General features: G+C 43.6%; 23 protein-coding genes and 1 pseudogene. 7 read left to right on the top strand and 17 right to left on the bottom strand.

Going from position 1 to position 26,328, the window contains the following annotated elements:
* Positions 1-33: 33 nt before the first annotated feature.
* The 5 genes from DPF91_RS22385 (at position 34) to DPF91_RS11805 (ending at position 5,602) form a co-directional block, all read left to right on the top strand.
* Complete coding sequence (locus DPF91_RS22385; protein ID WP_420855597.1) at positions 34-684, top strand: type II secretion system protein; 651 nt, start codon at positions 34-36, stop codon at positions 682-684.
* Positions 685-760: 76 nt separating this feature from the next.
* Positions 761-1,411: a prepilin-type N-terminal cleavage/methylation domain-containing protein gene (locus tag DPF91_RS22330; protein ID WP_206355564.1), complete on the top strand. Its 651-nt coding sequence runs from the start codon at positions 761-763 to the stop codon at positions 1,409-1,411.
* A 169-nt stretch (positions 1,412-1,580) separates the two neighbouring features.
* Positions 1,581-2,771, top strand: a complete 1,191-nt coding sequence (locus DPF91_RS11815) for an amino acid aminotransferase (protein ID WP_117234642.1) — start codon at positions 1,581-1,583, stop codon at positions 2,769-2,771.
* Positions 2,772-2,975: 204 nt separating this feature from the next.
* Positions 2,976-4,865 (top strand): DUF294 nucleotidyltransferase-like domain-containing protein, encoded by a 1,890-nt coding sequence (locus DPF91_RS11810; protein ID WP_117234641.1) that lies wholly within the window; start codon positions 2,976-2,978, stop codon positions 4,863-4,865.
* A 20-nt stretch (positions 4,866-4,885) separates the two neighbouring features.
* Complete coding sequence (locus DPF91_RS11805; RefSeq protein ID WP_117234640.1) at positions 4,886-5,602, top strand: 3'-5' exonuclease; 717 nt, start codon at positions 4,886-4,888, stop codon at positions 5,600-5,602.
* A gap of 240 nt (positions 5,603-5,842) precedes the next feature.
* On the opposite strand, the gene DPF91_RS11800 is transcribed toward DPF91_RS11805, so the two are convergent.
* The 6 genes and pseudogenes from DPF91_RS11800 to DPF91_RS11775 form a co-directional block, all read right to left on the bottom strand.
* A complete protein-coding gene (locus DPF91_RS11800) occupies positions 5,843-7,414 on the bottom strand; it encodes a BCCT family transporter (protein WP_117234639.1) in 1,572 nt (523 codons plus the stop codon).
* A 207-nt stretch (positions 7,415-7,621) separates the two neighbouring features.
* Positions 7,622-7,729: pseudogene (locus DPF91_RS11795) on the bottom strand (DNA-binding response regulator); the annotation flags it as partial.
* A 477-nt stretch (positions 7,730-8,206) separates the two neighbouring features.
* Entirely contained in the window at positions 8,207-8,758 is a 552-nt protein-coding gene (locus DPF91_RS11790; protein WP_117234638.1) for a hypothetical protein, read from the bottom strand.
* Between the two features lie 367 nt (positions 8,759-9,125).
* Positions 9,126-9,329, bottom strand: a complete 204-nt coding sequence (locus tag DPF91_RS11785; RefSeq protein WP_117234637.1) for a hypothetical protein — start codon at positions 9,327-9,329, stop codon at positions 9,126-9,128.
* A gap of 173 nt (positions 9,330-9,502) precedes the next feature.
* A complete protein-coding gene (locus DPF91_RS11780; RefSeq protein ID WP_117234636.1) occupies positions 9,503-9,886 on the bottom strand; it encodes a hypothetical protein in 384 nt (127 codons plus the stop codon).
* Positions 9,887-10,036: 150 nt separating this feature from the next.
* Positions 10,037-10,531: a hypothetical protein gene (locus DPF91_RS11775; RefSeq protein WP_117234635.1), complete on the bottom strand. Its 495-nt coding sequence runs from the start codon at positions 10,529-10,531 to the stop codon at positions 10,037-10,039.
* A gap of 269 nt (positions 10,532-10,800) precedes the next feature.
* On the opposite strand from DPF91_RS11775, the gene DPF91_RS11770 reads away from it, so the two are divergent.
* Positions 10,801-12,441, top strand: coding sequence for a patatin-like phospholipase family protein (locus tag DPF91_RS11770; protein ID WP_241033810.1), 1,641 nt, complete (start codon positions 10,801-10,803; stop codon positions 12,439-12,441).
* A 49-nt stretch (positions 12,442-12,490) separates the two neighbouring features.
* Here DPF91_RS11770 and DPF91_RS11765 read toward each other — a convergent pair whose 3' ends face one another.
* From DPF91_RS11765 to DPF91_RS11715, 11 genes are all read right to left on the bottom strand, one after another.
* Entirely contained in the window at positions 12,491-13,129 is a 639-nt protein-coding gene (locus DPF91_RS11765; protein ID WP_117234634.1) for a response regulator transcription factor, read from the bottom strand.
* A complete protein-coding gene (locus DPF91_RS11760) occupies positions 13,129-14,502 on the bottom strand; it encodes a cache domain-containing protein (RefSeq protein ID WP_117234633.1) in 1,374 nt (457 codons plus the stop codon). Before DPF91_RS11760 ends, DPF91_RS11765 begins: the two co-directional genes overlap by 1 nt.
* 90 nt (positions 14,503-14,592) lie before the next feature.
* A complete protein-coding gene (locus DPF91_RS11755) occupies positions 14,593-15,876 on the bottom strand; it encodes a TRAP transporter large permease (protein WP_117234632.1) in 1,284 nt (427 codons plus the stop codon).
* A 12-nt stretch (positions 15,877-15,888) separates the two neighbouring features.
* A complete protein-coding gene (locus DPF91_RS11750; RefSeq protein WP_117234631.1) occupies positions 15,889-16,422 on the bottom strand; it encodes a TRAP transporter small permease subunit in 534 nt (177 codons plus the stop codon).
* Positions 16,423-16,544: 122 nt separating this feature from the next.
* Positions 16,545-17,639 (bottom strand): TRAP transporter substrate-binding protein, encoded by a 1,095-nt coding sequence (locus DPF91_RS11745; protein ID WP_117234630.1) that lies wholly within the window; start codon positions 17,637-17,639, stop codon positions 16,545-16,547.
* Positions 17,640-18,034: 395 nt separating this feature from the next.
* A complete protein-coding gene (locus tag DPF91_RS11740) occupies positions 18,035-19,387 on the bottom strand; it encodes an HNH endonuclease (protein ID WP_117234629.1) in 1,353 nt (450 codons plus the stop codon).
* Positions 19,388-19,725: 338 nt separating this feature from the next.
* Entirely contained in the window at positions 19,726-20,925 is a 1,200-nt protein-coding gene (locus DPF91_RS11735; RefSeq protein ID WP_117234628.1) for an enolase C-terminal domain-like protein, read from the bottom strand.
* 20 nt (positions 20,926-20,945) lie between these two features.
* Complete coding sequence (locus DPF91_RS11730; protein ID WP_117234627.1) at positions 20,946-22,058, bottom strand: ABC transporter ATP-binding protein; 1,113 nt, start codon at positions 22,056-22,058, stop codon at positions 20,946-20,948.
* Positions 22,059-22,067: 9 nt separating this feature from the next.
* Positions 22,068-22,976: a carbohydrate ABC transporter permease gene (locus DPF91_RS11725; protein WP_117234626.1), complete on the bottom strand. Its 909-nt coding sequence runs from the start codon at positions 22,974-22,976 to the stop codon at positions 22,068-22,070.
* 3 nt (positions 22,977-22,979) lie between these two features.
* Complete coding sequence (locus tag DPF91_RS11720) at positions 22,980-23,558, bottom strand: carbohydrate ABC transporter permease (RefSeq protein WP_241033809.1); 579 nt, start codon at positions 23,556-23,558, stop codon at positions 22,980-22,982.
* A 286-nt stretch (positions 23,559-23,844) separates the two neighbouring features.
* Positions 23,845-25,068, bottom strand: coding sequence for an ABC transporter substrate-binding protein (locus DPF91_RS11715; RefSeq protein WP_117234624.1), 1,224 nt, complete (start codon positions 25,066-25,068; stop codon positions 23,845-23,847).
* A gap of 199 nt (positions 25,069-25,267) precedes the next feature.
* On the opposite strand from DPF91_RS11715, the gene DPF91_RS11710 reads away from it, so the two are divergent.
* Positions 25,268-26,296 carry a LacI family DNA-binding transcriptional regulator gene (locus DPF91_RS11710; protein ID WP_117234623.1) on the top strand — a complete coding sequence of 343 codons (1,029 nt, stop codon included), beginning with the start codon at positions 25,268-25,270 and terminating at the stop codon, positions 26,294-26,296.
* Positions 26,297-26,328 lie beyond the last annotated feature (32 nt).

Genomic DNA, 26,328 nt, shown 5'->3' with positions numbered 1-26,328 from the left:
CATGCAGATGATGTAAATAAGTGGTTAAATATCTTGCCTATCTATCTTAGAAACTCTACTAAAACAAATACTGGTTTTACATTGATAGAACTGGTTGTCGTTATTGTCATCTTGGGTATTTTAGCCGTTGTTGCCGCTCCCCGATTCATCAACCTCTCGTCCAGCGCAAATAATGAGGTAGGCGCAGCGTCATTAAGTAGCTTTGCTTCAGCTGTAAGCCTCTTTCAAGGTGTTTGTTACGCAAGAGGAGGAGATACCAGCAATCCACGGACTCAAATCGTACCTGATGCCTTCAATATCGATGGCATCTACTCTAGTTACGCAGGAAATTGCTATCCCGTACTGCACAGCAACCGCGCAAGAAGGACAATCAATAGCGCAGCTTCCTGTTATGACATGATCCAATCTCTTGTCGATGGCGACTACTTTCGTGACGACAACGTCACATACGTTTCAAGGCGAAGAGTAACAGCTGCCACCTTGCAAACCGAGATTGATAGTGGCTTTGACATACTTGTACAAAGGCCAAATGCTGGTGCACAAGCTGCGTGCCAAATTTATATTATCTCCGGAGACACTACTGAAGCGCCTTTCTTACTTTATGATGCCAATATCGGTGAAATGGCCAATGGTCGTAAGGACATCTCGAACGGCTTTACCTGGGATACAAGCCTTGAGGATTAACTCACTTAGAGTTGTTGACAAAAAGTAAATAAATTGTCACCTTACGTTATGCAGTACGCCGTAAAGGGATTTCAATATGACAATCAGAAAACACAATGGATTTACTCTTGTAGAGTTAGTGGTTGTTATTGTAATTCTCGGTATTTTGAGTGTGTTCGCAGCACCTCGATTTATTAATCTGTCTGGCGAGGCAGGTAACGAGTCGGCAGCGGCAGTGTTTGCTGATTTTGGCTCTGCTATCGATATTTTTCATGCAGTTTGTTTAGCTCGAGATGGAGCTGGTGACACCAGTTTTAACGCAAATGGTATCTATACCGACAACAACGGTTCATGCTACCCCAAACCCAATTTTAGCCGCAGTAAAACAGGCATTCACAATGTGACGGCCTGCTCTCACACCATCAATGATCTTGCAAATACCGACCTACTTGGTGGGCTGACCTACTCGGCTCGATGGAGTGACGGAAATGAAGGTGGCACCAATAACTCTTCAGGAAGTCTTACGTCTAACTTTATTCAAGATGCATTAAACAATAGCTATCCTGTATTTATTCATCAGCCAATGAACGCTGCAAACATGGGAGTTTGCCACTTTTACTTTATTGATGGTGACCTTTCTAACGCTCCCTACTTTTATTTAGATTCCTTTCTTGGCTTAAAAGCAAGTGGTCGCATTGACCTAACCCAACCAGTAGATTGGGATACTGAGCGTGCAAAGTACATGTAAAGTCAGAAGTTTCCTTACTTTTCCCCCACATTAAGCATCACAAATTCGTTTCCTAAGAGTAAAACTGCATCTAGCGACTATTTTCATACTTTTTGTTGTCAGCCCGTTTTCAGACAGGTATAACTACAACTAGTTATTATCCCTCTTAAATTTTGCACGGACGAAGATTATGTTTGAAAAAGTACTCGCGGCTCCTGCCGATCCTATCCTTGGCCTAACTGAAGAGTTTAAAAAAGACTCTCGCGCTGAAAAGATCAACCTAGGTGTTGGTATTTACAAGAACGAAGACGGTCAAACGCCTGTTCTAAATACCGTAAAGAAAGCAGAAGCGGTTCTATTAGAAAACGAGAAAACAAAATCTTACCTAACGATTGAAGGTACTGCTGAGTATGGCCTAGCAGTACAAAAACTGCTGTTCGGCGCAGATGCAGAGATCGTTAATCAAAAGCGTGCGAAAACAGCTCAAGCTCCTGGTGGCACGGGTGCACTTCGCGTTGCCGGTGAATTCATCAAGCGTCAACTTGGTGAGGTTAAAATCTGGATCAGTAACCCTACGTGGGCAAACCATAATGGCGTGTTCTCTGCGACGGGTATCGAAACAGCTCAATACAGCTACTACAACGCTGAAACGAAAGACAAAGACTTTGCTGGTATGGTTGCAGACCTAGAGAATGCTTCTGCAGGTGACATCGTTCTGCTACACGGCTGCTGCCATAACCCAACAGGTATCGACCCAACGGCTGAAGAGTGGGAAACACTGGCAAAACTGGTTGCAGATAAAGGCTTACTACCACTATTCGATTTCGCATACCAAGGCTTCGCTAAAGGTGTTGAAGAAGATGCTCAGGGTCTACGTACATTCGCGAAATACAACAAAGAAATCCTAGTTGCGAGTTCTTTCTCTAAGAACTTTGGCCTTTACAACGAGCGTGTGGGTGCATTCACACTGGTTGCTGAGAGCGAAGAAGTAGCAACAACCGCATTCTCTCAAGTAAAAAGTATTATCCGCTCTATTTACTCAAACCCACCAGCACACGGTAGCGCAGTCGTCACTCAAATCCTTGGTGATGCAGCACTACGCGCTGAATGGGAAGCTGAAGTTGCTGAAATGCGCGACCGTATCCAAGAGATGCGTGAGCTGTTCGTTACAACACTAAAAGCAGAAGGTGTGGATGCAGACTTTAGCTTCATTGAGCGCCAAAACGGTATGTTCTCATTCTCTGGTCTAACTAAAGAGCAAGTAACTCGCCTAAAAGAAGAGTTTGGCATCTACATTGTAGGCTCTGGCCGCATCAGCGTTGCAGGCATGACCAAGAACAACATGGGCCCTCTATGTAAGGGCATCGCAGCGGTTCTTTAATCCTAAGAACATTTAACGACCAAATTTAAGATTCCGAGCCAGCGTTTGCTGGCTCTTTCTTTACACTTTCTTTTGTTGGGGAGAACCATCATAAAACTTTATCGTTTTCCCTACTCTTTTCTACGGTCTTAGCTAAGGTTAATCATATCTATCGACTATAAATTGCGGTAGCATCAAGGTGTTATCAAAATTGGAAAAGAACACATGGAAGCTGAATTACTCGAAATTCAAAACTTTCTCGCGCAATACCCTCCTTTTAATGAGCTGCCCGAAGAAACCCTTGAAACGGTAACCAAAAGTATTGAGATCTCATACTACCGTGAAGGCACACCAATCATTCATTTTGGTGATGAAATTCATGATCTATATATGGTCCGAAGTGGCGTTGTCGAGGTGTATCGACGTAAAGGCGAGCTTTACAACCGAATGGATGAAGGTGACCTGTTCGGCCAAATGGGCCTCTTGACCAACAACAAGGTTCGTTTCCCGGTTAAAGCCATTGAAGACACGTTGGTTTACTGTATTCCAGAGGCTATTTTCCAAGAGCTTTATGAAAACCACGATTCGTTTGCTGACTTTGTGGAAGTTGAAGACAACGCACGCCTGCGTCAGGCTGTCTCTGACAACAACGATGCCAACGACCTTACCACCTCTAAGGTACGCACACTCCTCACTCGCGAAGCACCAACCATCAACCGTGGTCAAACTATTCAACATGCCGCGCAAATCATGGCAGAAGAAAATGTTTCTTCACTACTGATCATCGACCCTGAAATCGTAGAAGATGACGAAGATGACTCATCAGCAGTCATTGGTATCATTACAGACCGTGATTTGTGTACTCGCGTTCTTGCTGAAGGTTTAAACCCTGAAGACGAAGTGTCTACAGTGATGACAGCAGAGGTTATTTCTCTAGATCATAACGCCTATGTCTATGAAGCTATGCTAACCATGCTTCGATATAACGTGCACCATCTACCAGTAGTAAAAGATAAGAAACCTATCGGTATCATCGAAGCGACGGACATCGTTCGTTACGAGTCTCAAAACTCTCTATTACTGGTAAGCAGTATCTTCCAGCAGCAGACGATCGAAGAACTTGCGACGCTCTCTGAGCAAGTAAAAGATAGCTTTGTGCGTTTGGTCAATGAAGACGCAAACTCGCACATGGTCGGCAGTGCGATGTCGGTAATTGGGCGTAGCTTTAAGCAACGTATTATTGAGCTTGCTGAAGAGAAGCTTGGTCCACCGCCGGTTCAGTACTGTTTCTTAGCTCTTGGGTCAATGGGACGTGATGAACAACTCATCGTTACCGACCAAGACAACGCTATCATTCTCGATGACACGTTTAAGAAAGATCGCCATGATAAATACTTCGCCGACTTAGCCAAGTTCGTTTGTGATGGTCTCGACCAATGTGGCTATAGCTATTGTACTGGTGACATTATGGCGACTAACCCTGAATGGCGCATGACACGTTCTGAATGGGAAGCGTGCTTTGCAGATTGGATTGATGATCCAAATCCAAAAGCACTGCTCAATGCGTCTATCTTCTTCGATTTAGATGGTGTGTATGGCCGATTAAAATGGGCAGAGCAACTCAACAGCTTCATCGTGCGACGTGCTCGCAAAAACAATCGTTTCTTAGCATGCCTCGCGCGTAACGCGCTGAATCGTACTCCGCCACTTGGTTTCTTTCAAAGTTTTGTGGTTGAGAAAGATGGCCAGCATAAGAACTCCATCAACCTTAAACGCCGTGGTACCGCCCCTCTCGTCGATTTAGTTCGTGTGCACGCTTTGGCTGTAGCATCCCGATCTAAGAACTCCTTTGAGCGCCTAGACGACATTATTGATGCAGGCATCTTGCCTAAAGGACGTGCCCAAGACATCAAAGATGCAATGGAGTTTATATCTATGGTGCGTATTCGCCACCAAGCATTAGATGTCGAAAATGAGATTGAGCCAGACAACAATATCGAACCCGAGAATTTGTCAGACTTTGAACGTCGCAACCTCAAAGATGCGTTCCAAATCCTGAGCAATGCGCAAAACTTTTTGAAGTTCCGCTACCAAGCGAGCAACAGCTTCAAATAGCCTAATAGTGAGCAAAGACTATGAAAAGACTATTTAAAAGCCCGAGCATTGCTTGGAACCAGAAGCAAAAAACGCTGAAAGATAGAGCTAAGCATCCTTTATTGGTCGATTTCTATTCCAAAGAATTGCCTGCTCCTAATACACCGCTATCTGAGATTGAATTCATCGCAATGGATTTTGAAACTACTGGATTAGAGTCAAAAAAGGATGGGATTCTAACTATTGGCACTGTGCCTTTTAATCTCAATCGGGTGTTCCTCAACCGAGCAAAACACTGGACAGTAAGACCACGTCAGCAACTTGATGAAGAATCAGTCGTCATTCATGGTATCACCCACAATGACATTCTTGATGCACCAGACTTGTCTGAAGTAATTGAAGAAGTCCTCAATGAGATGTCTGGGAAAATCATGGTGGTGCACTATCAGCGCATCGAGCGAGAGTTTCTGGCGCATGCTCTGATGGAGCGTTATAAAGAAGGCATTGAGTTCCCAGTGCTCGATACCATGGAAATTGAGTCTATCATTCAGAAAAAAGTTACGGGCGGTATTCTGAACCGCTTAAAGGGAGCACAACCTGGTTCGGTGAGGCTTGCTCAAAGCCGCCGCCGTTATGGACTACCCGATTACACACCGCATCATGCTCTTACGGATGCCATTGCCACAGCTGAACTTCTACAGGCTCAGATTGCCTATCATCACGATGGTGACCTACCAGTGCGGGATTTCTGGCTCTAAATTTCAGACTCAACCACACCAATGAACACAAAAAAGGTGAGCAAATGCTCACCTTTTTACCAAATCGATCAGTTGAATATACCAATCACATTAATTAGATGTTCAGAAAATTGCGTAGGAAAAACCGCTTAGAACAAGGCGAAGATTGCAGCTAGCTAGTTGTTCTACCTACAAGATCTTTAACGCAGTTATCAGCGGTTTTAACAAGCAAGAATGATTAGATAATTGATGCGATTGGTATCAAACCTTCTCTGTTCGCATACCCATTATCAAACTGACACACATTGCCAGTAACACAAAGGTAAATGGCAACGCAGTTGAAATCGCACCTGCTTGCAGAGCTTGAATCGCTTCAGTACCACCGACCCACAGCAGAGCGACCGCAACAGCACCTTCAAGGAAGGCCCAAAATACACGCTGCATGATTGGCGCATCGACCTTACCACCAGCAGTTATGCTATCGATAACCAATGAACCTGAGTCCGATGAGGTAATAAAGAATACCAATACTAAAACAACAGCAATGATTGAAAGCATGGTACCAAATGGCAATGAATCAAACATCTGGAACATGGCCAGTGACACATCGGTCAAACCTTTCGAGCCTAGTTCACCCACATTATTCAGTACCTGATCAATTGCCATACCGCCAAATACTGACATCCAAATCAATGTCACGGCTGTCGGTACCAGCAGAACTGCAGTGATGAACTCACGAACGGTACGGCCACGAGAAACGCGAGCAATAAACATACCTACGAATGGTGACCAAGAAATCCACCAAGCCCAGTAGAATACCGTCCAACCTTGGAACCACGCTTCATCATCACGACCATGAGGATTACTTAATGGGATCAGGTTTTCTAGATAAGCCATTAATGTTGTAGGAATTGAACCCAACGCCACTGCAAAACCGATTAAAGCAACAAGGATAAGTAGCAAGAACGCCACAATCATGTTGATGTTACTAACAACCTTCACACCGCCGTCGATACCACGGATAACAGATAGCATTGCAAGGCCCGTTACGACTGCGATGACAATCACTTGCAGACCAATGCCTGAATCGATACCGAATACGTGGTGGATACCACTCGCCGCTTGCTGAGCACCTAGCCCCAAAGATGTCGCGAGACCAAAGAGCGTAGCTAGAACCGCAAGAATATCAACAATATGACCTGCCCAGCCCCAAGCACGATCACCAAGGATTGGATAGAAAATAGAGCGGATAGAAAGCGGAAGGCCTTTGTTGTACGCAAAGAAGGCTAGTGAAAGCGCAACAACACCATAAATAGCCCAAGGGTGAAGACCCCAGTGGTACATAGTTGCACCCATAGCTAAACGAGCAGCCTCAGGTGTATTTGCTTCTACGCCTAATGGAGTTTCATACCAGCCCGTAAAGTAGGCGACCGGCTCTGCGACACTCCAGAACATCAAGCCAATACCCATACCTGCTGCGAACAGCATGGATAGCCAAGATAGGAATGAGTAGTCTGCAACAGCGTCGCTACCACCCAAACGAATCTTACCGTAAGGGCTCACAATCAATGCCAAGCAGAAGACCACGAAAATGTTACCGGACCAAATAAACAGCCAGTCAAAAGAGCCAATAATCTGCCACTTAAGTCCATCAAGAAACGCTTTAGCCGTGTTGGCATCCAACACCATTGCTGCAATCAAGAATAGAATAATCAAACCTGCACTAATGCCAAATACGGCATTATGTACATCAAATCCCCACTTCTGTACGTTATCTTGTCCGATTGTATAATCGGTACTATCGATACTGTACTTATCTACACCTTTTGTCATGACTCCTCACTTTAGGCGGTTCCACCCGCCCAGTTCTTTTCCTGTAGCGCAACCATGGTCACTACGTTTGTGTTCACCTAAGTTTCACATTGAGGGAGTTAGGTACATGGCAGTAAGTGTAGCATGGATATTCAGTCTATTCGGCTAAGCCTCTGTTTTTGTGCAAAATACAGACAGATTTTTCTAACATTCTCATTTGAACGCTGACTAATCCACCAGCCCATTAGCCAAGCCGTACTTTGCCAAAAATGCAATCGAATGAATATCAAGTTTATGCTTGATGTTTTGACGGTGTGTTTCTAGCGTTCGACAGCTAGCTTAATGGTAATGCACTGCCACCTTCGTGCTTTTTGGGCTATGCAAATATTTAAAAGCAAGTTTGATTAGGGTCAGAGCACCATTATTCAATGAATCAACAATAAAGCTGTAGATATTATGAACATTATCCATTAATATTCTCGCTCATTTTTTGAGCATAGGAGTTGCTTGGTATCTACTTATCAAAGTATCAGAGGACTGGTTCTTTGGTTTATTGCAAATAGGTCTACTCTTGAAAAAACATTCTGGTCACTCTGTTCTTGAAATGTCTCTGGCTATTTGTCTATTAGCTCTACTAATTACGTCAATATTCCCTGCCGTTGAACATTTCACTAAGGGTATTGTAGAAGCGATTTCAATATCATCTGTCTCAATTTAGTCAATAGGCGCTTCGGCTTACTTTCTTCACCAAAGTGTCAACGTCAAAGCACGAATGACGGCCCTAAGCCAAATCAAGATGAATGGTCTTCGTTGTTACATAGGTGGTGACGTGAATACAATGTCGATACTATTACCCGACTCATAGAGTTCTTCGACTTGTGTTCCAAATCCAAAACCCAAGAATTCAATGTTGACACCACCATCAACACCTTTCGTTATTTTCATTGCTAACTGAACGGAGAGGCGTTGTAGCTTGAATGTCGGATCATTCTGAATAACCGCTACCGCTTTAATAACATGCTTGATAACTTCATTGATATCATCATTGTCATCCTCAGTGTTTACAGTGGCTGTTGGCTCTATAGTAAACTGCAATCGCATTGAATTCGCTGTACCGCTCTCTAATTGTCCTGAGGCAACAACGTCCAGTTTGCCTGAAGCCTTAACAGACTGTCGCGCGTGCAGTGTAATCAAAGCCTTTTCAACGCTCAGGTTCATGTCTTGTGGTAGCTGTTCATCAATTGTATTGACAAGAATAGAGATCTTTTCTATTGACTTTTCTACCGTGACCTCTGTTTCTTCGGGTGACATTGTGGCGCAACCCACAATCACGAAAGAGAAAAAAATAATGGTGATGTATTTCATTTTCTTACCTTATCGACTTTAACGCATAAATGAGTTCCAGCTTCAAGTCTTTGATTGATTTAAACATCCAACAACACATGAAAAACTGTATATCAATGGCCTCTGCTCACCTTAGAAAGTTTTGTGTTCACAATTTGAAACATCACCCCCATGTACATTTCCAAGGTTGGATTGAGATAGGCTCAGATTTGTCGGCATTTAAATTAGTCGCATTTACTACACCGTCGCGGTGATTACTGACCGCCCTTATCAGGCGATAGTTTACGCAGATTTTGCTAACCTCAACCTCGAGACAATGCCAAGCCTTAATCCCAAGAACAAACAGTTGTTCCAAACAACCTCCAATGAACTTTCAGATCTACTCTCACTAGACGACAAAAGGTAACAACTCAGATGTTTTCTTAACCACTTTTGCTACTTTGTCCAAGGTTTCCGCAACCTTAGTGACCGCTGCAGACACTTTTGCCATATCTTGATGGGCTTGTTTGCAAACCATGGTTAAATGATTAAGTGCCTCCAACGCCTCGACCAACTCGTCAGAAGTACCACTTAATTCATGCTTAACGGCCACCAGTAGCGTCTCATGTAGTTCTTGTCTAGCATCAAGGATGCTGGTTGGCCTTCACATCATCCAGTTCGACTTCATAAAGCTTGTCTAACTCCTTGATAGATCTCAAAAGCGCTTCACGAACAAGCTTATTTTTGCCAGGTAACGTACTCATGCGTTCACTCCTTCATTCGAATCTAGCTTTCTTCTATTTTACAAATAAGTACTTTGCCGGTGGTTCCTTTGTTATTCTTTTCATTCTCTGATTTTGCTTCCTCTAACTCCCACTTCCCATTGCACTCACTGACTAAATCCCGGTAACCTCCATAATGTTTCCACTGGTTTTGTAACTCACCCACTATCTCCATGATCTTAGGTCCATCAAATTTGTCATTAGTGACTTCAGACGCTAATTTAGAGTGGGCGGCTTGAATACTAAGTAGTGCCTTAATGGATTTAGATAAATCTACCTTGGTGGATGCCATATTAGTGTAGACCGCAAAAATATCTTTCGTATAAGCTTCACTTTCCTTTAACGTTAGCGGTTTACTCGCAGCTTGTTTATTGTAAGCTCTAATCATTTGCGCCAGTATTTCAGCGCGCTGTGAGACTAAAGCGTCTTGAATACCAGTATCCTCAAGTTGCTCAACCAGTTTATTCGTAATGGTTATGATTTTAGGATCAGCTTTCAGGATAATGTCCTTTAAGGCTTTCCGACGTTTTCTTTCTGTTTAATTCGAACCGATGACAGCAATTGCTGTATACACTAACGTTACATCTTCTTTAGCAAATAGGTCATCATCTTCACCTGTGAGCGCGACATAACTTCCGTTAGCAGACTCCATGGACTGTGAGAGATTGGCGACAGCCAAATCAATGTCGTTTTGAGATGACGCTCCCGCTAAATTTTGTAATCCTTTTGCGTATTTCGTTAGTGCTGTATTGGCTTGATACAAGGCTAGTTTTTGTTTTGCTTTTTCATCGAAGACTGGACCAATATTGTCAAAGTCAGAGCTAACCAACTTCTGAGCACCCGCTCCTGTTCTGCTCGCAACACCGATTAGATCTTTCTCTACTTCGCCATCAATCAAATCAACAAGCACCTGATCCACTTGTTCAGTAATGTCTTCGGTAGCCTTGCCAAAAGCTCCGATGGAGTTTGGCTTTGAGACACAGCCACTTAAAACAATCGATACAACAAGGGTTAACACTAAAAATCTATTCATATTTGTAGTCCTTCTCCGAGTTAGATATGTGTTTTGTTCCATATGACCATTTTCAAAGTAGTCTACTATTTGCTCAGTCTTTGGAAGCATCATCACAGAATGCGACGTTCCTAAAAGGTCATTTTTGAAACAAACCGGGAGTGCGTTCACCTGCAGTATCACGGTTTGAATCGAATAGATAGCAAACACAACCACGATGCTGGAATTTGAGAGGCTGGGGATGATTGGTTTGCTTATCATGAAAGGCTTAACTAAATTTATTCAGGTCAATGGCTGATGAGAACGTAACGATGACTAGGTTTTATGTGGACTATTGGACGAGTGAGTGGATTGAACAAAATAGTTTCCCTGAAACGAACTTAAATAGCTTTAAGCTGCACTACGCTCATCGAGATCTTGGCATCGCCTTTTCTGGAGGAGGTACTCGTTCTGCAGCATGTACTCTCGGTCAATTAAAAGCATTGAATGAACTCGGTTTACTGCCAAGGGTGAAGTATATCTCCGCGGTTTCTGGCGGCGGCTGGGCATCTACACCCTTCACCTACACAAACGATACCGACCAGTTTTTTGGAGACATACGTGATCCTGAGACCATCACAGAAACGAACAGTAAAACTGTTTTTCCCAAATCATTTCAAAGCACGATCACGAATGCATCGCTCATCAAACACCTTATCTTGGCGGGTACTAAACTCAAAGGTGATGAGAGTTTTGCTTATTCACTTGGGAAAGTTTTCCTTAAACCCTATGGGTTACATGATCCGAGTCGTTATTTTACCTTCAATGAAGAAACGGAAACATTAGCACGCCAGGGCTTTCCTTCTGGTTATAAACCGACTTTTTACCACGTCCGCCATGAAGCACCGTATCTGATTCTCGGAGCCACCGTACTTAATGAGGATGGCATCGAGTCCGACAAAAAGTACCATGTAGAATACACACCTTTTTACTCGGGAGTCAGGGTTAGCCATATCGATAAGGATACGTGGACTAGTGATGATTGTTTTGGGGGAGGCTACATAACCAGTTGCGGGTACGATTGTATAGGCCCTTACAATAAACGCGTAATTGATGACCGTGAGCATCTACTTGTAAAACAAGCACCCGTGCTCAGTCTGGATATTACGAATGAAAAAGCATTTTCTCTTAATGACATCATCGCCAGCACCGGCGCAGCTCCTCAAGAGATCACATCAAATATAGGATTAGGAGCTCTCGGGTTTCCCGAGTTCTATCACATACCTTTAAATACCAAACCTGGTGATAACACCGTCGCCGAGGAATATCCGCACTCTGACGGTGGTCACCTGGAAAATCTTGGGATCATGCCATTGCTGGCTCGAAAAATGAACAAAATCGTCGTCTTCATTAATACCAAAAAACCCTTTTCTCCAGAGAAAAAAGTGATGGAAAGTCACATCAACAAATCACTGAAAGCTCTATTTATTCCGATCGACAATTTGTTCAAGAAAGAAGATTTTTCAACCAATGTGGTGTTTAAAAACGGTAAGCAAGAATTGAGAAAATTGATTGTGCAATTTACACAAAAAGTAAAACCTGGAACGAGTAATAAAGAACACGTCGCAACAACCGCGTTGTTTGCCAAAACTAACCTAGTCACCATCGAGAATAGACACTATGGCATTGGAGCCGGCCATAAAGTTGAAATCACTTGGGTGTATAACTGTCGGAGCGAAGCATGGGAGAAAAGGCTCAAAGATAAGAACCTCGCCAAAATGATTTCGACGAAAACGCCGTCAAATCAGGTGACTAAGGAACTAGAGAACTTTCCTCACTATTCTACTTTCTTTGAGAACTCTCGAGGCGTTGTCGAACTTACCAAGATACAGACCAACCTTTTGACGAACCTTTCCTACTGGGTAGCAAAGAAAGCGTTGCACGGAGTTTAAAACACTCTCGACTCGATCCGTAGCCGGTAGGGCATCACGACAGCCTATGCTAATCCACCAGCCCATTAGCCAACGCGTACTTTGCCAAACCTGCTATCGAATGAATATCAAGTTTATGCTTGATGTTTTGACGATGTGTCTCCACAGTTCGGCAGCTAATGTTCAATAGCTTACCTATCGCTTTGTTACTCATTCCTTGGGCAATCAGCTTAAGTACCGACTCTTCCCTGCGGCTAAGTGGGTTATTAGAAAAAGAGTTAGGGATCACTTGTTGAGAGAACAGAGTCTGGGTGGACGATTCACAAAAATAGGTGGAACCAGACTGAACGGTTTTAATCGCTTGCACCATATTGTCCGCCGAGACATCTTTGAGCATGTAGCCTACCGCACCAGCTTGCATCACCTTCATGATATATTCCCGGTTGTCATGCATGGTGAGCATCAACACCTTTACATTGGTACCATCTTCTTGCAGTTGCTGAGTCGCTTCAATGCCATTCATAATAGGCATGCTAATATCCATCAACACCACCTCTGGTGAGGTGTGTTTAATCACTTCTAACGCTTCGACACCATTGCTGGCAGTACCCACGACATTAATTTCAGGCTCTTTCTCGAGCCTGGCAAGAAATCCATCGAGCACAACTTGATGGTCATCGACAATAACAATGTTAATTCCATCGCTCATTACGCTAACTCCTCTAAGTGAAGTAATACGGTTATTTCCGTCCCTAGTCCGATATCGCTACTGATTTCGATTTCACCACCAATGAACTCGACTCTTTCTCGCATATTGCGTAACCCTATCCCGGATGATTGTTTCTGCGCGTTAGGCGAAAAGCCCACACCATTATCTCGGATGATCAATTGCAGTGACCTGCCTAGTTGCTGAAGTGAAACCATCACAGCCGTCGCTTTGGCATGCTTTTCAATATTGGTCAATGACTCTTGGGTAACACGATAAAGCGTAGTCGCTATTTCAGATTGCAGCTTTCCACCTTGTGTTTTAACAATTGCCTCAACTTCGATAGCCGAGTGTTGTTTAAAGTCTTGCAAGAGTGTGGCAAGCGCTGCTTCCAAACCGATATCATCGAGTGCGCTTGGTCGCAGATTATGTGAGATCCGACGAACCTCATTGATCGCCGTACTCAAAGAATGCTTGGATTGTTCTAAATGATTGGTGACGGTTTCTCTGACTGGAATATCATTGTCACTAAGCGCTTCACCTAAAAGGCCTAAATGACACTTACTGGAGACGAGCAGTTGGTTAATACCATCATGGAGCTCACGAGCCAGATACTTCTTCTCATCTTCCTGAAACATCACCGTTTTGTGGGCCAACTCTTTTAAGCTGCGATCAGCCAAGCGGTGTTCATGTAGATTCACAGCAAGAGTGATAACCACAATGACCCCTACAGTCACCACAACAATGACGATGACAGAGAAAAATGTAGTCTCAATGTTCTTGTTCACCTCAGACTTAAGCTTGGCGACTTCATAGGTGATATCTTCAATATATAAGCCAGTTCCAACCATCCAGTCCCACTTACTTAACCAAGCGGCATAGCTGAGCTTTGGCACATTTTCTCCTGTCGAAGGCTTTCGCCATAAATAACGATGAAAACCACCTCCGCTCTGTGCTTGAGACAACAAAGCCTCAATCAGATGATCGCCGTTCTCGTCTTGAAGATGCAGTAGGTTTTGACCAATGAGTTCTGGCATCACTGGGTGGACTAGGTTCACACCTGACTGGTCATACACGAAAAAGTAACCGTCTCTGTCCTTTCCATAACGAAGTTTTGAGATTACTTCGCGCACGCGCTGCTTGGCCACTTCTTCAGGCAAAGAGTCGTCATTATAGATATGTGAGATAGCATCAAACGCCAGATCAACATGATCCTTGAGCGCAGTCTCTTTCGAGCGAATCAAACCATCTTCAAAGATCTGTATCTCCTGATCGCCCAGTGTCTTACTTTGATGTATTGAAAGCCAACTTGTCAGTGCAGTCACCAGCAGTAAGGGCAACAGGCTGAGCAAGATTAATTTAGCTTGTAGAGGCATTCCCTTCCTCCCAAAAACGATAAAGGCTGTTTACTCGTGCGTAAACAGCCTCACTTTATCAAGAGTTGTAAAGAAAACGTAACTAAGTGATCACATTCCGTAGAATCCAGGGAAAACAAGCAGTGACGCTAACACCAGGATTTGAATAGCAATAAATGGCATAACCCCACGATAGATATCGCGTGTTGTGACGCCATCTGGTGCAACCCCTTTCAAGTAGAACAAGCTAAAGCCAAATGGTGGTGTTAAGAATGATGTCTGTAGGTTCATTGCAACCAAAATCGCAAACCAAGTCATGTTTATACCCATGAGTTCGGCAACCGGAGCGATGATTGGCACGATGATGAAACAAATCTCTACGAAATCGATAAAGAAACCCAGGACTAAAATGACCAACATGGTGATGATCAAAAAGCCCCATTTATCACCCGGAATCTGCAGCATCCACTCTTCAACCAGGTAATCCCCACCCGTATAAGTAAAGGCCATTGAGAACGCGGTTGCACCAAGTAAGATGGCAAACACCATCGCGGTCACTTTCACCGTTTCTTTTGCTGCCTCATACACCATTAACCAGCTGAATTGACGGTAAAGGAGCGCAAGAACGATCGCACCTGCACCACCCAATGCCGCTGACTCCGTTGGCGTTGCCACACCAGCGAAGATAGAACCGAGTACGACAACAATGAGTGCAAGAGGCGGGATCACAGCTTTCAGCGCCGCTATCACCTCTTGTCTGCGATCCATATTCTCGTCAGCAGGAATTGGTTGCGCCGCTTCGGGATTGAGCTTTGCGTAAATAAGGATATAAATTACATAAGCGCCAACCAGTACAAGTCCCGGCCAAATAGCGGCTTGGAAAAGGTCTCCTACTGGCACTCCCAACACATCACCCAATAAGATAAGTACAATAGAAGGAGGGATGATTTGACCCAGCGTCCCTGACGCACAGATGGTGCCGCAAGCAAGGCCCTTATCATAGTTGTACTTGAGCATAACAGGCAATGAGATAAGGCCCATTGCAACAACGGATGCACCAACTACGCCCGTCGATGCAGCTAGAAGCGCGCCTACTAGCACCGTCGAGATCGCAATTCCCCCTCGGACGCCACCAAACAACTTACCCATGGATTCTAATAGCTGCTCTGCCAAACGGGTCTTTTGCAGAACTAAACCCATGAAGACGAACAAAGGCACCGCCATTAGCACGGTGTTTTCCATTATCGACTGGATGCGATATGGCATGAAGGCAAACATATCCATGCCTTCTGCCCAAACTCCAAATATCAGAGCGATACCACCAAAGGTGAACGCCACAGGAAAGCCAAGTAGCAAAGCAAACAAGGCTACGAAAAACATTACAATACCGACCATTTCCCTGCCTCCTTACTTCTGCTCTTGTTGGTAGATTAAATGTGGATTGACGATTTTGTTGATAGAGTGAAGAAGCAATCCAATGCCGCTTAACGCCATAAAGAGAAACGAAAGAGGGATCATCGCTTTGATTATCCAGCGATAAGGTAGGCCGCCTGGATCTCCCGACGTTTCACCCAGTGCGTAACTCTCTTTGGCAAAATCAATCCCGTAGTAAGCGACCAATAGACAAAATGGAAGAAGAAAGAAAAGGGTGCCAAGCACATCAATAATAGCTTGAGCTTTATTTGATAAGCGCTCATAAAATAGGTCCACACGCACGTGGCCACCCGCTTTAATCGCGTAAGGAACACCAAGTAAGAATACTGCAGAGAACAAGTGCCATTCCATTTCTTGGAATGCAATAGATACATCGTTAAACACGTAACGCATGACTACGTCATACACGACATTTGCAAGCAGCAAGATAAATAATATGCTCGATAACCAACCGAGGAAGTCACCAAAGCGATTAAATAGGCGCTCAATATAGATTAGGCTTCTCATTCCCTACTCCATGGAATTTGAATAAAGCGCCACTCAAACAGGTGGCGCTAGTTTTTATATGAATTTTCTTGGGCTTTGCAGAGCAAATCCACTTTGGACTTACTCTGCTGTTGGATTGTGGGTTACTGTGCTTGGCTGTTTAAGTACGCACGGTGAGAAATGTCGGACCATGGGCGAACCTGATTTAGGTAGTCCGCTTGAGATTGTTGGATCTCTTTCGCCATTGCGTCTTTATCTGCGTGCGCTTTTAGCAAACGATCATTTGCTTCACGAAGTGCACTCATCACCTCATCAGGGAAGTTCTTAACCTTCACATCTGGGTATTCAGACTGGATTGAAGCCCAGTTCTTACCACTTTCATGCTTAGATTGTGTGTACATGTCGTAAGCAGCGGTTTTCATCGCGACGCTTAAGATAGCCTGAAGATCTGCTGGTAGACGATCCCAAGTACGTTTGTTCACAAGGAATTGAAGCTCAGTCGCCGGCTCATGCCAACCTGTGTAGTAATAAGGTGCGATTTTGTGGAAACCCATGCGAAGGTCAAGTGAAGGGCCTACCCATTCTAGTGCATCAATGGTACGACGCTCTAGAGAGGTGTATAGCTCACCCGGAGCGATGTTAGTCGGTTTAGCACCAAGCTCTGCTAGGATCTCACCCGCAAAACCAGGGATTCGCATTTTAAGGCCTTGAAGGTCTTCGACTGAGTTGATCTCTTTTTGGAACCAACCACCCATCTGTACGTCTGTGTTACCACCAGGAAATGACATTAGATTGTGTGGAGAGTACACCTTCTCCATTAGCTCCATACCACCACCGTAGTAGAACCATGCGTATTGTTCTGTAGGTAGCATACCGAAAGGCATAGATGTGAAATAAAGCGTATTAGGTACTTTACCTTTCCAGTAGTAAGACGCCGAGTGACCCATATCGTACTGACCCGATTTCACCATATCAAACACACCCAGTGGTGCTTTGTGTTTATTTGCTGAGTCAATTCGGATCTGTAGACGCCCGTTAGACATCTCTTCCGCCATCTTCGCCATATTTTTGGTCGCATCACCAAAAATAGGGAAGTTTGGCCCCCAGGTCTCTGCAAGCTTTAACCGGTATACCTTGTCTGCTGCTACAGAACCGGTACTCACTAGTGCTAGACATGTTGCTGCGGTAATCGCTACACGTTTAAACGCGCGCGCTACTGTCTTATTGATTACATTCATCGTTATCGTCCATTTACATTTATGACTATCCCAAGTCGCCTGCTCGGGCTTGCAAGATGCACTATGGACAAAGAAAAGCAATTTAACATCAGCACTAACACCGACAATCTCGATGTAAATGCAAACAGCATTAGACCTTAGTTCTACGTAGTTTTACGTAGGAAATATGCTTCCCAATAAATTAAGGCATTAAAATCAATGAGTAATAATCAAAGACCAACATAGATGTGTAAAAACTACGTAGGTAGTATTAGTTGGATAAAAATACAAGCATTTCACAATTTCGTGATTTAACCATCGAAGAACATTTATGTGGGCAAAACAGACGCATTGCACGCCATGTAACGCACGCTTATTCCTTTTGCGGTAATGAGCCCTTGTGATAGACACTAACCTTAATCGATAAATAGGTCGACATAAGTACCATTATGATCAGACATCTTTTGCATTTTCTCGTTGAAGTGATCCCAAGCCCCAACTTCGATTTTCTTTAACTCATCGACTAACGCTTTTGGCACACATATATGGTCTATGTTCCTTCTTATTTTTCCGGTCTTTGGATCAGGTGACAGATAACCCAACTCTGCAAAATTAATATCTGTCAAACAATCCAATGCGTTGTTTTCTAATACAGTGGTTAATTTGTCTCTGCAGTCTTGGGGCCCATAACCGCCAGGCATATCATCACGAACTTGATTAAAGTCCCCTAAAGCAATCAATGGAGCATCACTATTCTCACGTTGAATTTTTCTCCAGTCTTTATTTAGCATATCAACATGTTCGCGATGCATTTGCCATGGCTTGTAACCTTGATTACCGAACTTCCCACCACGCACAGCAGACATAGCATATGGAATAATGCACACGTAAACCAATATGTCGCCCAACGAAGTTCTGATCCTTGCGCAAACAGCTAGCCTTGAATCATATGTATCTATGGGTTCAACTATGGGCCATTTTGAAAATATTCCAGCAGATATATCTGACGGCTCTGATTCAAAGGGGATAGAGAGCAAAGAGTATTCATAATCAGGACACTCAACGCTTGGCGTTAACTCCGTTAATCCAATAATTGCGGCATCAATCAGTTTTATCTGCTCAAGAGCTCGAACGAGTTGCCGTTTATTATTGGCTCGCTCTAAGTTCCAGTTTGCTATTCGCATTGGAATACCCAGAAGCTGTTGGTTCTCCGCTCTCTCATCGGAACAACTCTCAAGCTTTAAACCTAACAACGGTATTTCACTTTCGTACAACGCTTCAATGTCAAACGGGATCGATATTGAAGAAGATACGGCCTTTTCCATCAAATTATGGTCATTACAGTATGAAATAGCTAACTTCAAATATCGTCTATAGAGCAATATGGAAGGTTTCTTTCCTCTTGCTCTAACCCAACTCAACATATCTTTCGAGCTTTTTGAACTATTGCACGATTTACAGGCCGGTATTAAGTTGTCACCCGAATCAGAACCACCTCTGTCTCTAGGTAATAAATGGTCAATCGCTATGGACTCATTACAGCCGCAGTAGCTACAAATATTCGATTGCATTATTTTTGCTTTTTCATCATCAAACAATGAACGAATTCTGATCTGACTATTTGATAAATCATTGTAAATTTTTTTTCTAAGACCATAATGCCGTGGGTGATACTCAACAGCCGATTCCTTCAATGCAATATGAGCCATTGCCAAATTAGCGTAAGCCCAAAAGTAAACTTCTTTATATGTTTTACTCTGATAGTCCATTAACTAGCCTCTAGAAATTAGGGTTCAGTTTTACGGTAAAAGTGTAGCTTATGTCGCGATATCGAAGCTTTTTATTGCTAGGCCGCATAAAAGTTTTGATGAACTACTGGCATAAAAAGGAATATTTCGGAGTGAGAAAAATTAGCTAGAAGGCCCGCGGGATAAAAAGAGTCTGATGCATCATCAAACCCTTTATATGATCGCTTTATAATGAAATCAAGATCAGGTAGGCAATTAAAAAACATGCTGATAGAGCCGAGCTTTGCCTCCAGTCATGCCATGATTAATGCCAAGCATTTCTGAAAGCAAGCTGAGGTTAACTCCGGCTCAAACAACAATTATGGAGTATGTATCGCACCATTTGGAGTTCGGGATTGAGTCCACTCTTGTACTCCCCAATCGAGTTCAAACTGCTTTGCTAACTCTACATCAAGATCGACACCAATACCCGGTATATCAGATGCGTATAGGTAGCCATTCTCCGCCTCTACCACTCCCGGGAAGATCTGACGTAAGTTGTCGTTCGGGGCATCCCATTCTTGAATGGCAGAGTTCGATAGAGCAATATTCAAATGCAGATTAACGCTATGCCCGATTGGAGTCATATCCTGCGGGCCATGCCAAGCCATTCTGACGCCATAATTCTCACATAAATTTGCAAGCTTGAGCGCGGGAGTGATCCCCCCAATTTGGCTAATATGTACACGCATGAAATCCAGTTGACGTTTCTCAACGATACTTCTCCATTCCATTGGATTGTTGAAAAGTTCTCCAATTGCAATCGGCGTCGCACATTGGCTTCGAACATTTTCCAACCATTCCGTCTGGTGAGGAGGTAATGGATCTTCAATAAAGTACGGCTTATAGGGTTCAAGATCTTTAATCAATTGGATGGCCTGAATAGGTGGTAAACGTTCATGAATGTCATGAAGCAACTCAACCTCGTAGCCCAATGTTTCACGCAGGTGCTTAAATAAGGTCACAACACTGCGCATGTATGTCTTCTGATCATAATAAGCGCCATGGGTTTGTTCTTTATTCAAATGAGGGATAGCTGCTTTCCCCCCATACAAACCCATTTGACAACGGATATGACGAAAGCCCTTATCCATTAACGCTCTAGCATTGGCCTCCACTTCTTCTGGTGTCGCGCCGTCGGCATGATAGTAAACGTCGATGGCGTCTTTCGCTTTACCACCCAACAGTTGATACAGCGGCATATTCGCCAACTTACCCTTAATATCCCACAGCGCCATATCAACCCCACTGATGGCATTATTGAGCACTGGACCATTTCGCCAATACGCATTGACCATCATCATATTCCACAGGTCACTAATGTTGTTGGCGTCTCTGCCAATCAGGAGTGGCTTCAAATACTCCTCAATAACGTTTTTTACAGCTAGAGGGCGTTGTTGGAAGGTCGCACATCCTAACCCATACACATCATTTGCCGTGTAGACTTTCACCGCCACTAAATTGTGGTCCTTAGGTTTAGTAAAAATTACTTCAATATCGGTAATAATAGTCGGTTGCATAATTAGCCTATAGTTATGATTTATGCCAGATTCGCTTTCAACAGCTTTCCAGATTGAGATTCGAAAATTAGTAACTTGTCCAAGTCAAAAGCTAAGTCGATGCTTTTACTGTCTTGAACACTTTCGTAGTAATCATATGAAACGCGCGATATGATTTTATTTTGACCCAAATTGCATTTAATTAATGCGCTATAACCCAGAGGCTCGGCCAGTTCTACATCAAATGTGAAGGTCTTTGCTTTCTCCGCACTATCGGGCTCTTTAATATTCTCTGGTCGTATCGCAAGTACCAACTCTTCGCCATCGTAAGGTTCTCTCGAAAAGTCATAACCGGACAATTCAATGCGCGTACCATTGCCAAATTCAAAATACTTGTTCTGCTTTTCCTTGATAAATTGGCCGTTAATTTTGTTAATCGGAGGCGACCCTAAAAAGCCTGCAACAAAAAGATTTTCTGGTTGCATGTAGACATTTTTTGAACTGTCTGATTGTTGAATAATGCCTTCATTCATCACAACGATATTCGTTCCCATCGTCATTGCCTCCACTTGGTCATGAGTCACGTAGATCATCGTTTTCCCAAGCTTTTCATGAAGGAGCTTAATTTCACTGCGCATTTCTGCTCGCAGTTTCGCATCAAGATTCGAGAGCGGCTCATCAAACAAGAAGACCTTTGCATCCCGAACCAATGCACGTCCAATGGCGACACGTTGCCTTTGCCCACCGGAAAGTTGAGAGGGTTTTCTATCAAGCAATTCGGTGATCTGAAGTAACTCAGCCACTTCCTTTACCTTTGCCTCTCTCACTTCTTTCTTAACCCCCGCCATTTTGAGGCCAAATTCCATGTTGCCTCTCACGCTTTTGGTCGGATATAGAGCGTAGGACTGGAACACCATGGCGATGTCTCGTTCCTTAGGGGGCAAGTCTGTGACGTCTTTGCCATCAATATAAACACAACCTCCTTCCACCTCTTCCAAACCCGCAATAATATTCAGCAGCGTTGATTTTCCACAGCCAGAAGGCCCCAGCAAAACGGTAAATTCACCGGACTTAATCGTATGCGTGATATTTTTTAGTACGTGTGTTTTTCCAGCGTATATTTTATCGATGTTTTTGAGTTCTATAGTTGCCATAATTTTTATCTAACCTTTCACTGCGCCACTGGTAATGCCTCTGATAAAGAACTTGCCCGCAAATAAATACACAACAAGTGGCAGCAAAGCTGTAATCATCGTCACTGCCATATCGACGTTGTACTCTTTTACTCCAAACGTTGAATTAACAATGTTATTCAGCATCACGGTCATCGGTAAGTTATCTATACCTGCAAACGTAAGACCAATCAGGTAGTCATTCCAGATTGCGGTCACCTGCAAAATAGTACTGACGATTAAGATGCTGGATGACAGAGGCAAAATAATATGGAAGAAAATTTTAAAGAAATCCCCGGAATCAATGAGAGCCGCTTTAATCAAATCACTTGGCAGTGCTGCATAGTAATTTCTAAAAATAAGCGTATGAATGGGTAAACCAAACATCACGTGAATAAGCACCACACCAGGGAGTGTTCCATAGAGTCCGGTTAGCGCCATCAACTTAACCAACGGATATAGGATGACTTGATACGGTACAAATGCGCCTAACATCAAGGCGGAAAGAATCAAATTCCCCCATCGAACTTTCCAAAGTGCCAGTGCATAACCACTGATTGCAGCAAGGACAACCGAAATAATAGTCGAGGGGATCACAATCTTTAATGAGTTGATAAACCCAACCTTGATCCCCTGACAAGATGTGCCTGAGCAGGAGCTGTTCCATGCTTTATCCCACGCATAAAATGAAAACTCTTGTGGCCATGCAAGGATGTTGCCTAGCCTGATTTCTTCCATCTCCTTAAATGATGTAATGACCATGATGTAAAGAGGCAATAAGAAATAGATAGAGCACAGGAATAAGAAAATATACACCACCACTTTCTGAGTGGTTATTTTCTTCTTCTTCCTCGGAACGGCAATGGGTGCCTCGGATGACGCTAAAGATATCGTGCTCATGCATTAAACCCTTTTTAGCTTTTTAATTAAAACGAAAGGTGTCAGTATCGCGACCATAATAAGCAACATGTATACCGCTGCCGCGCTGGCAAAACCGATGTTTGCCCTATCAAATAAATGATCAACGATGAACTTGCTCGGTATGTCTGAGGAGAACCCAGGGCCACCCTTAGTCAATGCCACAACCAGGTCATAAGACTTCAATACGTGCGTAATAAGTATGATCGTGGCGGTAATAAACATGCCTTTGATCATTGGAATGATGATAAAAAGGTACATCTTCCAACGAGCAATACCATCCACTTGTGAGGCTTTCCATATATCGTCATCAACACCACGTAGACCCGCTAACATGAGTGCCATCACCAACCCTGCTGAGTGCCAGACTGCTGCAATGACGACGACATAAATAGACTTGTCATATCTTGCTAACCAATCAAACGTAAAGGATTCAAAACCCATACTCCTTACAATCGTTTGAAAGCCTATTTCAGGATGCAATATCCACTGCCATACCAAACCCGTTACGATGAATGAAATGGCAAGTGGATACAGCATAGCCGTGCGAAAACCCGATTCCATTCGAATTTTCTGGTCAATGAGAACCGCTATAAAAAAGCCAATAGCTAGACAAAAGAACACATATAAGAATCCGAATATGAACATGTTGTCGACTGCGGTCTGCCAACGGATATTCGCTAGCAACCTCTCATACTGTGCAAACCCAACAAAGTCATATGTCGGCAATACTTTAGATGAAGTAAAGGAAATCAACAGCGTCCACAAAAGCGGACCATAAAAGACCAAAACTATGGCAATTATGATGGGGGCTAAAACCACATGTTGGCTTTTTAAATAGCGTTTCATATTACTGAGCCATCCTTACAGAAGCGATGATAGAACTAACACCCTGGTCTACGGATACACGAGGGTTATTCCAGTAATTAGTCACCGCATCCATTAGGGCACCCATCGCATCAGGCGACATGACCTGAGTTGGATTCAATGTTTGCTTGTTACTGTCTTCAAGTAAGTTGAAGGCATAACCGACACATGCATCTAAGTGGTCGACACTGGCATCTTTTCGAATCGGCAACGAGCCTTTGTATGACGCAAACTGCTCTTGAGATTCCGCTGAAGTTGCGGCTTTGATAAATGCATCTTGAGCGGTTTGATTTGCGCCAACAGGTGCAATAAAGTTATCCACCTGAACCATTAACGCTTCATAACCAGGAGCGACCGAACAGCCATAATCAACATTAGCTTTCTGCCCTGCAGCGGCAAATTCACCCTTTGCCCAATCGCCCATGAATTGGAACGCGGCTTTGTCTTGAATTAACAACGCCGTCGTATCATTCCAGTTTCGACCCGGAGAGCCGTTATCAACAAATTGATTCAAGTCGCGGAACATGGAGACGATTTTTCGACCTTTTTCACTGTCAAGCTGTTCGATATTTCCGTTGAGGAAAACATCATCGAACCAAGCTTTACCGCCTTCACCTAAAGCGAGAGACATGAACAAAATGCGCTCTTGCCAAGCTTCGCCCCCTAAAGCCAGTGGGATATAACCCGCTTTCTGAATTTTAGGGGCAGCTTCCATAAACTCTTGCCAACTCTTTGGTGGCTCTACTTGAGCTTTTTCTAGCACCTCTTTTGAATAGAACATCCAGTTAGCACCATGAATGTTGGTCGGCACGGAGTAATATGATCCTTTGTACTTACTTAACTCTTGAACCGAAGAGTAGAAGTTCTCATCCCACGCAAGCCTTTCTGCAAGCCCATCAAGGTTTCGTACCTGGTCTGCATCAACCATCTCATGAAGACCAGGGCCTGGTTGCCAAATTACCGCTTCTACAGGTTGGTTGGCTGCACGCATATTGTTAAACAGTGAAATCGCCGTACTGCGGTTATTACCCGATATGTCTTTCCACTCAAAGCCCTGATCCTTTACATCATCCGATATCACAGATAGCGCTTTGGATTCACTTCCTGTTACCCAAAAATGAACAACTGATACTTCTTCTGCAAATACGTTCATGCCACTAGAAGCAAGGAGGCTGGCAAGTGCAAGCTTGGTCATTTTCCCTTTCATTGGTTTCTCCACGTAGAGTAATGTTTCACGTTAAATTAAATAGTTATTATGAGAACGTTCTCATTTATCATCATAAAAAACGAGAACTCATAAAAATGATAACGTTCTCATTTGTTTTGTAAAAATATTCTGTATAATCTTGACTGTCAACTTGTCGTCCCCTATCAATCTTTAAATGTGTGATCAATAAGTAGTTTTTATGACGTCAGAGAATAAAAAGAAAAGAGTTACCATCAAAGAAATCGCTCACCAAGCGAACCTCTCAGTGGCTACCGTAGGCCGCGTATTCGCTTCCCCTGAACAGGTAAAGCCAGATACATTGGAACGAGTAATGGGAGTCGCAAAAGAGCTAGGCTATCAACCTAATTTGGCCGGAAAAGCTCTTCGAACAGGCAAGTCCTATGAGATTGCGATTATGCTCCCATTTGACCGACTAGGTGCTGCATCGACTATGGGTGCCGCACAGTACAACCTCATCGCTGGCTTTTCGAGCAATCTTCACAGTTGCGGTTACAATATGAAACTCCTGCCCTATACCAGCCGCAAAGAGATGAAGGATGTATTTGAGAGTTACCTGGCAAAATTTCGACCTGACGCCTTTGTTTTAACCCAACTAGAGCCAAAAGATTTTAGGATTTCAAAGCTGGCGAACAAGCAGATCCCGATGGTGACTTTTGGGCAAAGTGATCTCAAAATCCCAACCCATCAATTCGATTTCGATAACTATGCTTTTACCAAAGAAGCAGTTGAACATTTGATTAGCCAAGGAAAGAAGTCCATCACTTACATCTCTGCTAATGATAATTATATGCACTATATCAACCAGCTAGCAGGGTTTGAGGCAGCCTCAAACAACAAACTTGCACAAGGGATCCGCCTAAACACAATAAAGCTGGATTTAGCCGACGAGGCCAAGGTGGAATCAGCGCTCAACGAGGTCGTAGCAACTAGTGATGCGGTGATCACGGTTTCGGTTCATCTCACCCATCAGCTCAAAAGAGCAGCAATTGCCCAGGGAAAAAAAGTCGGCGAGGACATCACGATCTGTACCTCTACCGCGACATTGAACCTGTTACAAATGCTCGATGTCCCGGTTTTATGTTACTACCAAGACTTTTCTTTGGCCGGCGACACACTCTCAACACTCGCCCTAGAGCTCGCGAACAATACAATGGCAGAGCCTAAAAAAGTCATTAATTCATACGAAATCATAGAGTTGAACAGTTGAAGTAACATTTGGGTGGCAAGGTAAAGAATGAT

This window comes from Vibrio maerlii (assembly GCF_003415655.1).
Taxonomy (GTDB): domain Bacteria; phylum Pseudomonadota; class Gammaproteobacteria; order Enterobacterales; family Vibrionaceae; genus Vibrio; species Vibrio maerlii.
The sequence above is the reverse complement of the archived record's forward strand: the minus strand, read 5'-3'. Positions and strand labels throughout refer to the sequence as shown.

Coding starts and splice junctions, on each gene's coding strand:
- DPF91_RS22330 (WP_206355564.1), top strand. CDS start 761: ATGACAATCAGAAAACACAATGGATTTACTCTTGTAGAGTTAGTGGTT.
- DPF91_RS11815 (WP_117234642.1), top strand. CDS start 1,581: ATGTTTGAAAAAGTACTCGCGGCTCCTGCCGATCCTATCCTTGGCCTA.
- DPF91_RS11810 (WP_117234641.1), top strand. CDS start 2,976: ATGGAAGCTGAATTACTCGAAATTCAAAACTTTCTCGCGCAATACCCT.
- DPF91_RS11805 (WP_117234640.1), top strand. CDS start 4,886: ATGAAAAGACTATTTAAAAGCCCGAGCATTGCTTGGAACCAGAAGCAA.
- DPF91_RS11800 (WP_117234639.1), bottom strand. CDS start 7,414: ATGACAAAAGGTGTAGATAAGTACAGTATCGATAGTACCGATTATACA.
- DPF91_RS11790 (WP_117234638.1), bottom strand. CDS start 8,758: ATGAAATACATCACCATTATTTTTTTCTCTTTCGTGATTGTGGGTTGC.
- DPF91_RS11780 (WP_117234636.1), bottom strand. CDS start 9,886: ATGATTAGAGCTTACAATAAACAAGCTGCGAGTAAACCGCTAACGTTA.
- DPF91_RS11775 (WP_117234635.1), bottom strand. CDS start 10,531: ATGAATAGATTTTTAGTGTTAACCCTTGTTGTATCGATTGTTTTAAGT.
- DPF91_RS11770 (WP_241033810.1), top strand. CDS start 10,801: ATGGCTGATGAGAACGTAACGATGACTAGGTTTTATGTGGACTATTGG.
- DPF91_RS11765 (WP_117234634.1), bottom strand. CDS start 13,129: ATGAGCGATGGAATTAACATTGTTATTGTCGATGACCATCAAGTTGTG.
- DPF91_RS11760 (WP_117234633.1), bottom strand. CDS start 14,502: ATGCCTCTACAAGCTAAATTAATCTTGCTCAGCCTGTTGCCCTTACTG.
- DPF91_RS11755 (WP_117234632.1), bottom strand. CDS start 15,876: ATGGTCGGTATTGTAATGTTTTTCGTAGCCTTGTTTGCTTTGCTACTT.
- DPF91_RS11750 (WP_117234631.1), bottom strand. CDS start 16,422: ATGAGAAGCCTAATCTATATTGAGCGCCTATTTAATCGCTTTGGTGAC.
- DPF91_RS11745 (WP_117234630.1), bottom strand. CDS start 17,639: ATGAATGTAATCAATAAGACAGTAGCGCGCGCGTTTAAACGTGTAGCG.
- DPF91_RS11740 (WP_117234629.1), bottom strand. CDS start 19,387: ATGGACTATCAGAGTAAAACATATAAAGAAGTTTACTTTTGGGCTTAC.
- DPF91_RS11735 (WP_117234628.1), bottom strand. CDS start 20,925: ATGCAACCGACTATTATTACCGATATTGAAGTAATTTTTACTAAACCT.
- DPF91_RS11730 (WP_117234627.1), bottom strand. CDS start 22,058: ATGGCAACTATAGAACTCAAAAACATCGATAAAATATACGCTGGAAAA.
- DPF91_RS11725 (WP_117234626.1), bottom strand. CDS start 22,976: ATGAGCACGATATCTTTAGCGTCATCCGAGGCACCCATTGCCGTTCCG.
- DPF91_RS11720 (WP_241033809.1), bottom strand. CDS start 23,558: ATGGAATCGGGTTTTCGCACGGCTATGCTGTATCCACTTGCCATTTCA.
- DPF91_RS11715 (WP_117234624.1), bottom strand. CDS start 25,068: ATGAAAGGGAAAATGACCAAGCTTGCACTTGCCAGCCTCCTTGCTTCT.
- DPF91_RS11710 (WP_117234623.1), top strand. CDS start 25,268: ATGACGTCAGAGAATAAAAAGAAAAGAGTTACCATCAAAGAAATCGCT.